6 protein-coding genes are annotated in these 12,937 nt (G+C 73.3%); all 6 read right to left on the reverse strand.

Annotated features, from left to right (window positions below; genetic code table 11):
• Positions 1 to 167 precede the first annotated feature (167 nt).
• Entirely contained in the window at positions 168 to 1,274 is a 1,107-nt protein-coding gene (locus ACPOLB_RS24875) for a hypothetical protein (RefSeq protein WP_425258745.1), read from the reverse strand.
• Positions 1,271 to 3,100, reverse strand: a complete 1,830-nt coding sequence (gene sctC / locus ACPOLB_RS24880; RefSeq protein WP_425258746.1) for a type III secretion system outer membrane ring subunit SctC — start codon at positions 3,098 to 3,100, stop codon at positions 1,271 to 1,273. Before sctC ends, ACPOLB_RS24875 begins: the two co-directional genes overlap by 4 nt.
• A 57-nt stretch (positions 3,101 to 3,157) precedes the next feature.
• Positions 3,158 to 3,556, reverse strand: coding sequence for a hypothetical protein (locus tag ACPOLB_RS24885; protein ID WP_425258747.1), 399 nt, complete (start codon positions 3,554 to 3,556; stop codon positions 3,158 to 3,160).
• Positions 3,557 to 3,767: 211 nt separating this feature from the next.
• The gene (locus tag ACPOLB_RS24890; RefSeq protein WP_425258748.1) at positions 3,768 to 6,104 is read right to left on the reverse strand and encodes an HrpF/NolX family T3SS translocon protein; all 2,337 of its coding nucleotides are present in this window, start codon (positions 6,102 to 6,104) and stop codon (positions 3,768 to 3,770) included.
• 118 nt (positions 6,105 to 6,222) lie between these two features.
• Positions 6,223 to 9,591, reverse strand: coding sequence for a BTAD domain-containing putative transcriptional regulator (locus ACPOLB_RS24895; protein WP_425258749.1), 3,369 nt, complete (start codon positions 9,589 to 9,591; stop codon positions 6,223 to 6,225).
• 10 nt (positions 9,592 to 9,601) lie between these two features.
• Positions 9,602 to 12,937 (reverse strand): BTAD domain-containing putative transcriptional regulator, encoded by a 3,336-nt coding sequence (locus tag ACPOLB_RS24900; protein WP_425258750.1) that lies wholly within the window; start codon positions 12,935 to 12,937, stop codon positions 9,602 to 9,604.

Below are 12,937 nucleotides of genomic sequence, written 5' to 3' on the forward strand. Positions count from 1 at the left end.
GCGGGGTCTCCTGGCCCGGTCTGGTGACCGGGTGTGAAGCCAGTCTAGGAAGCCGCCTGCGCGCTGGAAGCCTGCGACACGAAGCGGTGTGAGGGCATGCGAAGCCTTGCGGCGCGTTGCGTTGCAGCGGTCGGTCGTGGCGCAGAAGCTGGGGGCGCGCCCGTGGCTCATCGCGCGGTCTCGGTGGCAGGCTTCTTCACCGCAGGTGCGGGCACGATGTGCTTGACGCCGTCGCGGGTGCGCAGGAAGGACGTGCCCTGGCTGTCCACCAGCATCCCGCTGAGCGCGGGGATGCCGGCGTTGCGCTCCTGCAGCGCGGTGTCGATGCGCAGGCCGAACTCGGCAAGGTCCGCGGCGATGCGTTCCACGGCCTGCGTGCTGCGGTCGATGTCGTCCACGCTGCCGGTGATGCGGAAGAGGTGCTGCCCCGCATGCGCCACCTTCAGGCCGCTGTCCGGAATGGACTCGTACAGCCGGTCGATGATCTCGGGCACGGCCACGAAGCGGCGGCTGACGGCCAAAGTGGGCGGCAGCTGGTCGAGCAGCTGGTTGAGCCGGTCGACCTCGGCGCGGCTGCCGAGCACGCCGCGCACGACGACACGCTCGCCCGCGGGCTCGAGTGCCAGACCTGCCAGCGCGGCGGGGTCGAGCAAGCGGCGCAGCTGCCGCACCGGGTCGGGCTGGGCTGCAGGAGTCGCCGGCGCGGCGGATGCTGCGGCGTCGGCAGACGCACCAGCGGATGCAGGAGAAACGACCACCTCGGGCGCTTCCGGCGCAGCGGACGCCGGAGCGGCGCCCGACCCGTCGGCGCGACTCATCGCGGCCGTGGCCGCGATCACCACGCACGGGACGGCGGCCAGCACCATCAGCAGACGGCGGCGTGGCGCGCGACGCGGCGGTAGCTCGGGATCGCAGGGCGCCGACGGCTGCGGCGCGAAGCACCGCTGCAGCAGTTGCGCGTCGTCGGGCCAGGGCTGGTCCGACGGGCCGATGCACAGGATGACTGCGCCGAAGCGCACCGGCACCCAGGGGTGCAGCAGGCAACAGGCCGTCGCGCCCTCGCGCTGCTGTCCCGCCACCTCCAGATCCCCGTCCGCAGCCGTCCAGCGCGCGAGGTGCCGGCCTTCCTGATCGCGTTCCAGTTCCAGTTCCGGGGCATTCCAGTCTCCGATGTAGACGTCGAGCGTTTCGCTGGGACCGAGCCGCAGCCGGGTGCCGGACCATGCGATGGAGGCGCCTGCATGCAGGCCGCTGAGGACGCGCAGCGTGGTCATGGCTGGCGCACCTCGAGGGGGCTGGTGGCGTCGGGAGCAGGTGCAGGCACGGATGCAGCCGAGGCCGCCGGCAGGGCCGGTGCCGCGGCGCTGGCGGGGATGGCAGGCGGGGCCGCGGCATCGAGCAGCACGCGCTTGGGTGTGATCAGGAACAGGCGCTGGCGCCGCGAGGACTGCGCCGCATCGAAGCGGAACAGGCCGCCCACGAGCGGCAGCTTCGACAGCACCGGGATCCCCGAGGTGCCGCTGCTCGAGCCTTCGACGGCGATGCCGCCGACGAGCAGCGCCTGGCCTTCGTTGAGCGTGGCGATGGTGCTGATGGAGGTGCGCTGCGCGATCGGGACGTTGTCGACCGCGTCGCTGCCGAAGCCGCCGTCCTCGATCACCAGTTCCATGCCGATGCGCGTGGTGGCGGGCTCACGGATGATCCGCGGCGTGACCTGCAGCGTGGTGCCGGTCTCCACCGAGTAGAGCTTGGCGTCCTGGTTGCCGGCCACGCGCACCGAGGCCGTGCGCTTGTCGGACAGCACTGCGGTGCGGTTGCCGGCACCCAGCACCTTGGGCTGCGAGACCACGCGCGCGCTGCCGTTGGCCTCGAGCGCGCGGATGCGGGCCAGCAGGTCGCGGCCGCCCGAGGCCAGCAGCGTCGTGATGTTGAAGCCGCCGCCCTGCGGGATGGCGCCCGACGTGGTGGTGGTGGCCGTGGCCGGCGACAGCTCGACCTGGCGCGAGTTGCTGTTGAAGCGCCAGTCGAAGCCGAGGGCCTGCACCTCGTCGGACGAGATGTCGATGATGGTGGCCTCGACCTCGATCATGTCGCGCGGCACGTCGAGCTGGGCGATCAACGCCTCGATGGCGGGCATCTGGTCCTCGGGCGCACGCACCAGCAGCAGGTTGGTGGTCTCGTCGGCAGCGAAACTCACGGGCCCGGGCTTGCGCTTCGGCGGCGGCGGTGGTGCCGGCGTGTACAGGCCGCCCGTGGCGGGCCGGTTCGGCGCCAGCGCCTGCGTGGTGCCGCCGGCGGTGAGCGAACGGCCGATGTTCTGCATCGCGGCGTCACGCCGCGCGCGGCTCTCGGGCGAGCCTTCGACCAGCGCCATCTGCGCCGCGGTGTTGCCCGGCACGGCGTTGAGGGCCTCTTCGGCGGGGTGTGCCGGCCCGTTGCCGCCGGGGCCGGCGCCGCGCTGGCCGTAGAAGCCCGCCAGCGTCGAGGCCACGCCCGGCACGGCCACGCCCATCACCGTGCGGTCCACCGCCGACGCATGGACGAGCACGAAGCTGCGTGTCGTCTCGGGGCTGGGCGGCGCCTCGTTGTCGTTGAGCACGGCGATGAGCGCCTCCACCACCTCGATGTGCCGCGGCGGCCCGGACGCGAACACCAGCATGCCGCCCTGGGACGGCAGGAAGCGCAGCGGGTAGCGGCTGTCCACCAGGCCGAAGGACAGGATCCTGGCCTCGGCGCCCTCGGCCACCGGGCCGCCCAGCTTGAACAGCCGGCTCTGCATCTGGGCCGATGGGTAGACGTACACCGCGCCGCCGTCGTAGTACCAGATCAGCCCGAAGCTGCGGCTGATGAGGTCCAGGAACGAGCGCGGCGTGGTGGCGAAGCGTGCATTCACGGTGCCCGTCACGCCCTCCGCAATGACGATGGGCAAGCCCATCGCGCCGGCGAAGTCGCGCAGCAGCTCGTCGAGCTGGACCTGCCGCGCGTCGTAGACGAAGGACTTGCCCGGCAGCCGCGGGCTTGCGGCGCTGTCGGGCGCGACGGCGCAGGCCGCGAGGGCTGCGATCAGCAGCACCGGTCGGAAGCGGGCGGGGTGGGTCACGTCAGGCGGGCCTCGGGGTGGTCGGGCGGTGGTGCATGCACGGCTCGGGCAGCGCGGCTAGCGCTTGTCGCCTTCCTCTTCCGACGCCTCGTCGTCGTCCTGCACGCCGAAGGCATTGCCCCAGGGGTTGACGCTGTTCATGCCGGTGTCCCCGACGGGCGGCAGCTCGACAGGCGTGTTCGCGGCCGCGAGCAGCTGGTGCATGGCGATCTGCAGTGCCGCCTGCGCATCCTGCGAGCGCGCCCCGGGTCGGGCCGGTGGGCCGCCTTCGGTGGCGCCGGGCGGACCGGGGCGGGCGGTGGCGCCGCCCGTCATGCGCTGGACCGGGGACCTGCTGCCCGCCGGGTCGGCCAAGCCGGCGCCGCGGCCCTCGGAGCCGCGCACTGCGGTGCCGGCCATGCCCTGCGCACGCACATGCCCACGCGCGCGGGCATCGGACTGAAGGGGCTGTGACATGAGAGGCTCCACGTGCCGATCCCTGCTGGATCGTTGCAACGCAGCGTAGAGGCCGTGCGTGCGCGCGGCGGGCAGGGCGCCCGAACCGACGCCGCCTGAAGCGAAGCCGCGTCCGGTGGTGCGTGGCTGCGGGGCCGACAGAAACGGGCATCGCCCGCGGGCAGCTCGGGCTGCGCGCGGGCGATGGCAGGTCGGGGGCGGGCCGGTGCGCCTACTTCTTCTCTTCGGCGTCTTCTTCCTCGTCGTCGCTCTCCACGCCGAAGGCATCGCCGAACGCACCGCCCCAGGGGTTGGAGCTGTTCATGTCGATGTTCACGGTGGGCTGAGGAGCGATCGGCGTGTTGGCCGCCGTGACGAGCTGGTTCATCGCGATCTGCATCGCCACCTGCTGATCCATCGACGGGCCCTGCACGGCGGCGCCGCCCTGCGCCATCACCTGCGCCTCGTACTGCTGCTTGCGCTGCGCCAGCATCTGCGCCTCGTACATCGCCTGGTCGGTGGCGGCTTCCTGCAGGCCGTCCTTGAGGCCTTCCTTGAACGACTGCTTCGTGGTCTGCTGGGCGCCGGCCTCCGCGGCCTCCTGCGTGACCTTGCGCGTGGTGGTCGCAACGGTGCTGGTGGCGGCGCTCTGGGTGCCTTCCTTCACCCCGACCTTCAGCGCGGCCTCGGTGCCTTCGCGCACACCCACCTTGACCGCGGCCTCCGCGCCTTCCTTCACCGCGATGGTGGCGCCCGCCTTGGCGGCCTGCATGGCACCCTGCGCGGCGATGCCGCCACCCGGGACCATGCTCAGCGCGCTGCCTGCCGCGTCCATGGCCATCATCTTGCCGGCGGCCTTGCGCGACTCCTCGCGCGACATGCCGTCCATGCGCATCATGGTCATCTTGCAGCCGAAGTTGTTCGCCGCAGCCACGCCCGCCCCGATGCCGGCGACGATGGTGGACAGGCCCGGCGGCAGCACGCTGGCCACGCTGTCCAGCACCACCTTCACCACGTCGAGCACGCGGCTCAGGCCGGACAGGAACTTCTTCAGTCCCGTGCGTCCGCCCCGCGACTCCTTCAGCTCGGGGTCGTCGGCCATGCCCAGCATCATGTCGTCCACGGCCGACGCGTCGCGTTCCGTGGCCGCCGCTGCGTCGCGCTGGGCCTGGGTGGGCTCGGGCGGCGGCGTGAGGTTGGTCTTGGTCAGCTTCGCCATGCAGGCGTCGATGTCGCCGCCGCTGATCTTCTTGTCGTGCGTCTTGTTCCTGCGCGACGCGTCGAAGCCCTTGTCGCCGTTGTCGAGCATGCCGAAGATGAGCGGGTTCGCCAGCAGCTGCGCCGCGGCGTCGCGCACCTCCTTCGACTGCGTGGTGTCGTTGCACATCCTCTCGAGCGAGTCGCGCGAGATGGTGCCGCCCCCGGCGTCGAGGAAGGCCTGCTTGTTGTCCTGCACGACGCGGAGCGTGTCCACCTCGTGCTGGTGCAGCTGGATGTTGGCCAGCGTGGCGTTCTCGAGCTTGTCGCGCGCGATCCTGCCCTCGGGAGCCAGCTTCTTGAACTCGGCCTCGTTGTCCAGCATGAACTGCGCGGCCGCCTGCAGCTGCGCCGGGCACTTCTTGCCGCACTTGCCGTCGACGATGTCCTGCAGCGCCTGGCGGTCGATGTTGTCGGGCAGGCTGTCGGCGTACAGGTGCAGCTCGCGCGCGGCCTCGCTGGCCGTGATCGCATGCGGCACCGCATGCTCGGCGGAGGCGTCCGACGGGATGTAGTTCTTGGCGTAGTCCTGGCTCTTCTGCTGGTTGTAGGCGACCAGCGCCGGGTCCTCGAAGGCCTTCATCAGGTCGCCGTGCGTGATCTTCTCGTCGTCGCGGTTGCGGCGCTGGCGGATGCGGCCGCCGGACAGGTTGGCGTTGTCCAGCCGGGCCAGCAACTCGGGGTTGTCGTTCAGCTTCGCATAGGCCTCGCGCAGATCGGGCGGCAGGCTTTCGTCCTTGGACAGCCTTTCCAGGTCGCCGAACTTGAAGCCGTCGGGGATCTTGTCCATGTGCTTCTGCAGCGTGAACAGGATCTCGTTGTCCTTGCTCACCGGCGGCTCCGCGCCGGCGGGCGCCTGCGCGCCTGCGCCGGCCCTGCCCGCCAGCGCATCCCCGGCCATGCCGGGGTCGCCGAAGGCCGTGTCGCCGGGGGCACCCAGGGCACCCATGGCCTCCTGCATGTCCATCATCTCGAACTGGGCCTGCAGCAGGCGCTGGTGGCCCCCGGCCTGCAGCGCGGCCATCTGCTCGGCGGCCTGCTCCTGGCGCAGCTGCGCCACCATGGCCCTCAGTGCGCCGGCAGCGTCGCCCGCAGGCGCGCTGCGGGGCGCGTCGGTGCCTGTTGCCGCCTGTGCATCCGCAGCTCCGGGCACGGCGGTACGGGCAATGATGTGCCCCGCCATCTGCTGCACCAGGGTCTTGATCTCCGACTCGTCGGGCGCGTTGGACTTGGCGGCATCGAGGCCGCGCAGGGCGGCACGGGCGGCGTCTGCAAGGCGCGCGCCGGCATCGGACTGGATGGTCTGTGACATGAGGGGCTCCGCGTTCGGATCCGGGGTGGATCGATGCGGCACAGCCTAGGCGCCGGCGTGCGCCGGTGCGGCCACCACGGCCGAAGTGATGCGTCGGGAAGCGAAGCCGCCCGGGCGCCTAGCGGGGCTGCGCGGGGTCGTCCAGCAGCAGGCGGTTCACCTGCACCTCCTCGACGAAGCTCTGCCGCGCGAAGTCCGGCACGTGCGGCAGCGCCTGCCGCAGCCAGCGGCGGGCCACGTGCAGCAGCGTCGCGGCCTCGGCGGGATCGCTGCGCCGCAGCAGCGTTGCGCAGCGCACCAGGCCCTCGGGAAGGTACAGCGTCGAGATGGTGCGGCCGCGGCGCAGTTCATGCGCCGCTTCCAGTGCCAGGGTGCGGGCCGCGGTGCTGCCGGCCCGGGCGTGCAATTCGGCCAGGTCGATCAACACCGGCGTGCGACGCCGCGCCGCCGCCTGCGAGCGGCGCATGCCGGCGAGCATGTGCTCACCCAGCGCCACGGCGTCGCTGGCATCGGCGTGCGAGCGGGCGATCTCCCACTCCAGCAGCTGCAGGTTGATGCCGTCCACCCCGAGTTCCCGCGTCCGCGCCAGCAGCTGGCGCAGGGCCGGCAGCGCGTCCACACCGGCATGGCTGTCGATCCTGCTGCGGGCGATGGCGTACACGCTCTGGTACACCAGGTCCTGTTCCAGTTCCTTCAGGTCGACCGCCTGCAGCTCCTCGCAGGCGCGGCGCCACTGGCCCAGGTTGATCCAGACGAGCGTGCGGAACAGCCCGCAGCTCGCCTGCCGGCCAGGGGGGCCTTGCAGCTGCAGGAAGCGCAGCGCCGCCGCATAGCGGCCCGCATTCAGTGCGGCCACGCCGTAGATGAGCTGCTCGCCGCTGTACGCGCGCAGGCGCTCGTCGGGCAGGCGCATGTGCGCGTCGATGCGCAGTTGCCGGTAGGACGAGTTCACCAGCCCCCGCACGCCGCACTGCAGCGCGATCTCGTGGCGCACGGCATCCACGGCGCCGTGGTCGTGCCGGCGGCGCGCCGCGCGCAGCACCGCCAGCTTCGCGCGCAGCAGGCCTGCGATGTCGGGGCGGAACGCACACTGCATGTCGATGTAGCGCAGCAGCCTCGCCCGCTCGGCGGTGCGCGGCAGGCCGGCCATCGCGGCCTGCGCGCGCAGCGAGTGCGCGAGCATGGCGCCGTTCAGGCTGAAGGCGGCGTTGCCCAGGAACACCTCGACCCAGGCGCGCTCGATGCCGCGCTCGTCCATCCGTTCGGCCACGGCGCTCAGCTCGGCATAGGCGCGTGCGGTCTGCTGGTCGCGAAAGTGCAGCAGGCGCGCGCGCTCGAAGGCCAGCCACTGCGCCACGGTCCCGGTCTGCGGCAGTTGCTCCACGCGCGCCACCAGCGCCGCCAGCCGCGGCGCGTGCTGGCGCAGCACCATCTCTTCACGCACCTCGCCATCGACTTCGGCGCTGAGCCACAGCGCACGCTGCAGCACCGTGTCGCTCAGCCGCGCCAGCAGGTCCAGCAGTTCCACCTCGAGCTGCACCGTCGACAGGCCCGCCAGCTGGGCGGCGTGCAGCTGGTGCACGGCATGCGGCAGCGCGCGGTCGTGCTCGTCGGCCGCCAGCCAGTGCACCAGCACGCGCTGGCCCACCTGGCTCTGCGCTTCCAGGAACGCCGCCACCTGGCGGTGCAGCGTGCGGCCGATGGCCTGGGGCAGCATGGCGAGCGCGGCGTCGCGCACGAGTTCGTGGGCGGTGCCGTGGTCGGCGAAGAGGCCGCGTTGCTGGAGTTCGTTCCAGGCGTCCATCAGCGCCAGCGGCGGCTGGCCGATGACGGCCGAGGCCAGCTCGACCGAGAAGTCCTGGCCTGCCACGGCGGCCACGGAGGCCAGCTGCTGTGCGTCGCTGCTGCAGCCCTGCAGGCGCGAGCGCAGCAGTGCGTTGAGGTTGTCGGTCGTGGCCGCAGTGGCGGCGTTGGCGGCATCGGACTCCGGAGCGTCCTGCAGCTGGCGCGCGAGCTCGATCACGAACAGCGGGTTGCCTCCCGTGCGCTGCAGCAGCCGCGCAGCCAGCGCGTCGTCGTTGCCCGCCTGCATGGCGCGCAGCAGCGCGCGCACGCCGTGCAGCGACAGGCGCTGCAAGGTGATGCAGCGGGCCTGGTCGTGCACCTGGGCGGCCACCAGCGCCTCGGCCAGCGGGGCCTCGATCTCGCCGGCGCGGTGCGCCAGCAGCAGCGGCAGCACCGGCGCTGCACTGTCGTCGTGGGGCGCCAGCAAGGCGGCGAAGGCGGCCTGCGAGGCGGCGTCGGCATGGTGCAGGTCGTCCAGCACGAGCCGCTGCACGCCGGCCTCGGCCAGCCGCGCGGCCCAGTGCCGCAGCGCCGCGTGCAGGCGCGGCGCGGACAGGCCGGACTGCGAGGGCTGCACCTCGGGGAAGGCCAGCGGCGCCAGCCGTGCGAGCTCGACCTGCTCGGGCATGCCGATGCGCGGCGCGCGGCGCGGCTGCACCTCCTGCAGCAGCTGCGCCACGGCGGCATAGGGCTCGTCGCGCGCGCCCGGACGGAGGACCACGGGTTCCACCACGCCCACCTCGGCCAGGTGGCGCAGGAGCCGTGTCTTGCCGACGCCGGCCTCGCCCTGCAGCACCACGTGCTGGCCCCGGGCCATCGCGGCCTGCGCCTCGGCCAGCACCGCCTCGCGCTCGACCAGCGCGAAGCGCGCCGCGCCGCCCAGCGGCGTCAGGCCGGTGTTGACGGCCGCCAGGGGCTGTGCCTGCGCCTGGGCCCGCGCCTGCACCTGCAGCAGGCGCAGGTGCACGGTGCGCGTCTGCAGGTCGGGCAGCACGCCCAGGTGCTGGCGCAGGCGCTGCTTGCAGTCTTCGTAGGCCGCCAGCGCCGCGGCGCGATCGCCGCAGCGCGCCAGGGTGTCCATGAGCTGGCGGTGCCAGTGCTCGCTCAGCGGCTCGAGCTGCACGCAGGCCCGCGCCAAGGTCATGGCGCGGGCGGCCTCGCCCGCGGTCAATGCCGCGTGCAGCGCCTCGGACAGCGCGGCCAGCTGCTGCCGGCGCCAGCGTTGCCGTGCCGCGTCGAGCCACGCGCCCAGGGCCTCGGAGCCGTGGCCGTCCACGCCGGCCTGCGCCAGCAGTTCGCAGGCCTGCGGCCCACCGGCGTCGAGAGCCGCCAGCAGCACCTCGGTGTCCTGCGTCACCACGCGGGCGCGGGCCGGGTCGAAGCCGAGCTGCTCGGTGCCCAGCAGCAGCTCGACGCCGCAGCGCTGGTTGAGCCGGTGCACCAGCGTGCGCAGGTTGTTGCGGGCCTGGCGCTCGGGCGAGTCGGGCCACAGCAGCAGCGCGGCGCGGCGCCGCTCGGCCGTGCCTTCCAGCGCCGCCAGCGCCAGCAGCAGGGCGGCCTTGCCGGTGGCGTCGAACGGCACGGCGCCGTGCGGCAGCACCTGCATGCGCGGACCCACGACGATGGCGGCGGCTGCACTCATGCGGCCGCCCTCATGCCGGCCCGTCCAGCAGCAGCCGGTTCACGGGAATCCGGGTCAGGAAGTCCGCGCGCGCGTCGTCGGGCACGTGCTGCAGGGCCTGCCGCACCCAGCGGCGCGCCACGTGTCTCAGCGCCGCCGCCTCGGCGGGGTCGCTGGCCTCGAGCAGGTTCGCGCAACGCACCAGGCCCTCGGGCAGGTACAGCGTCAGCGTCGTGTCGCCGCGCCGCAGGCCACGCGCCGCTGCGCGGGCCAGCGCAGGGCCCTCGGGGCTGCCGGCCTGGACATGCACTTCGGCCACTTCGAGCAGCACGTGCGGCAGGCGGGGGAGACTGGGTGGGCCCCGGAGGGCGGCGACGAGCGCTCCGCCGGCCTCCAGGCAGGCCGGCGCCGGCATCGTGCGCCGCATGAGTTCCCACTCCATGATCAGGCGGTTGGTGCCCTGCATGCCTCGCGCGTCCATGGCGGCAAGCGCGTCGTGCAACGCCGGCGTGGTGTCCCCGCCCTCGATGCGGTCGAGCTCCGATCGCAGCAGGGCATGCAGATGCAGCAAGAGGAACTGGTGCCGCAGGTCCTGGGCCTCCACACCGTCGAACAGGGCGCGCGCCGGGCCCCACTGGCCGAGCCGCAGGGCAAGCTGCGTCAGGAAGAGCGCGCGGAGCGACGCCATCTCGGCGCGATCCAGACGCAGGAAACAGGCCTTGGCGACCGCATAACGGCCCGTGCTCAGTGCCATCATGCCCTCGACCACGGGCTCGCCGGTCACGTCCAGCGGGGTGTCGATGGCGGCCTGCTGCTGGACTGCGACGGTGAGGTGCCGGTCGGCAGCGCGGGGCCGACCGCTGGTGGCGAAGGCCATGGCGATGCGGCGCCGGGCGCGGAACGCCGCCGCCATGTCGCCCGCGCGCCGTGCCTGGCGCATGCTCGTCGCCGTGTCCCGGATCAGCACCAGCGCGCTCGATACCAGGGCGCCGACGGTCTCGACGTAGTTGAGCAGCCTGGCATTGCAGGGGGTGCGCGGCAGGTCGCGGACGGCATTCTTGGCGCGCCCGGCATGTTCGGCCTGGCGGCCGTTGAGGTTGTTGGCCAGCAGGGCCAGGAACAGCTCGGCACGGGCGCGCTCCGGCCCGCACGGCGGCATCGCCTGCGTCACGCGCAGGAGGCTGTCGTAAGCCTGCCGGCTGGCACGGTCGCGGCGGAACAGCACGCGCGCGCTCTCGTAGCCCATCCACTGGGCGACGCGGGGGTCGTCGCCGGCCAGCTGCCCGACCCTGGCCACCAGGGCTTCCATGCGCGGCCAGACGTCGACGTGCCGGAAGTCGGTCTGGAAGCGGCCCTGGATCTCGGCGCTGAGCCAGAGGTTGTCGAGCAGCACCGGTCCGCTCAGCCGTTCCAGCAGGCCCAGCAGTTCCATCTCGACCCGTTCGGTCGACAAGCCCGCGGCGCTGGTGGCGTAGAGCTGGTGCATGGCGTGCGGCAGTGCGTGGTCGCAGTGGCCTGCGGCCAGCCAGTGCCGCAGCACGCGCGCGCCGTGCAGTCCCTGCGCTTCCAGGTGTGCAGCCACCTGCGCGTGCAGGCTGCGCAGGATCGGCTGCGGCATCGCGCCCAGCGCGGCATCGCGCACCAGGTCGTGTGCAATGCCGTGGTCGGCGAACAGGCCACGCTGCTGCAGTTCGCTCCACGCCGGCATCAGCGCCAGGGGCGCCTGTCCGGTGACGGCCGCGGCCACTTCCACCGAGAAGTCGCTCGCGGCCACGGCCGCCACCGACGCCAGCTGCTGCGCCTCCGCGCTGCAGCCGGCCAGCCGCGAGCGCAGCAGGGCGTCCATGTTGCCGCTGGCTGCCGTGATCGCCTCGGCGTTCTCCAGCGTCTGCTGCGCCAGCTCGATCACGAACAGCGGGTTGCCGCCGGTGCGCTGCAGCAGCTGCGGTGCCAGCTCGCGGGCCTGCGCGGCCTGCATGGATTCCAGCAGCTGCTGCACGCCGTGCAGCGACAGCCGTTGCAGCGTGAGACAGCTCGCCTGCCCGCGTACCTGTGCGGCCACCAGCGCCTCGGCGAGCGCGGCGCCGATCTCGCCGCTGCGGTGGGCCAGCAGCAGCGCCGGCGCCGGCGGTGCGTCGCCCTCGGGCCGCGCCAGCAGCGCACCCAGCGCCGCCTGCGACGCAGCGTCGGCGTGGTGCAGGTCGTCCAGCACCAGGCACCGCACACCGGCGGCATGCAGCTGCTGCGTCCAGTGCCGCAGCGCCTCGTGCAGCAGCGACGCCGTGAGTCCGGCCTGTGCGGGCTGGGTGCCGGGGAAGGCGTGCGGTGCCAGCCGCGCGAGTTCGGCCTGCTCGGCCGACCCGATGCGCAACGCCCGGCGCGGCTGCACTTCCTGCAGCCATTGCGTGATGGCTGCATACGGCGCGTCGCGTGCACCCGGCCGGATGGCCACCTGCTCGGCTTCGCCGGGATCGGCCAGATGGCGCAGCAGCCGGGTCTTGCCCACGCCGGCTTCACCTTGCAGCGCCACATGCTGGCCCCGGCCCAGCGCCGACCGGGCCTCGGCCAGGACCGCCTCGCGTTCGACCAGCGGGAAGCGGGCCGCGCCGCCCAGCGGCGACAGCCCGACCGCCACCGACTGCGGGGGGGCGGCTGCGGCCTGCGCCTGGCCCTGCAGGATGCGCAGCTGCACCGTGCGCGTCTGCTCGTCGGGCAGCACGCCCAGGAGCTGGCGCAGGCGCTGCTTGCAGTCCTCGAAGGCCGCCAGCGCCGCGGCGCGGTCGCCGCAGCGCGCCAGGGTGTCCATGAGCTGGCGGTGCCAGTGTTCGCTCAGCGGCTCGAGCTGCACGCAGGCCCGCGCCAGCGTGATCGCGCTGGCGGTCCGATCCGCGGCCAGCGCGGCGTGCAGCGCCTCGGACAGCGCGGCCAGCTGCTGCCGGCGCCAGCGCTGCCGTGCCGCGTCGAGCCACGCGCCCAGGGCCTCGGAGCCGTGGCCGTCCACGCCGGCCTGCGCCAGCAGTTCGCAGGCCTGCGGCCCGCCGGCGTCGAGGGCCGCCAGCAGCACCTCGGTGTCCTGCGTCACCACGCGGGCGCGGGCCGGGTCGAAGCCGAGCTGCTCGGTGCCCAGCAGCAGCTCGACGCCGCAGCGCTGGTTGAGCCGGTGCACCAGCGTGCGCAGGTTGTTGCGGGCCTGGCGCTCGGGCGAGTCGGGCCACAGCAGCAGCGCGGCGCGGCGCCGCTCGGCCGTGCCTTCCAGCGCCGCCAGCGCCAGCAGCAGGGCGGCCTTGCCGGTGGCGTCGAACGGCGCGGCGCCGTGCGGCAGCACCTGCATGCGCGGACCCACGACGATGGCGGCGGCTGCACTCAT

The sequence above is a fragment of the Rubrivivax soli genome (assembly GCF_049810355.1).
GTDB lineage: Bacteria > Pseudomonadota > Gammaproteobacteria > Burkholderiales > Burkholderiaceae_C > Rubrivivax.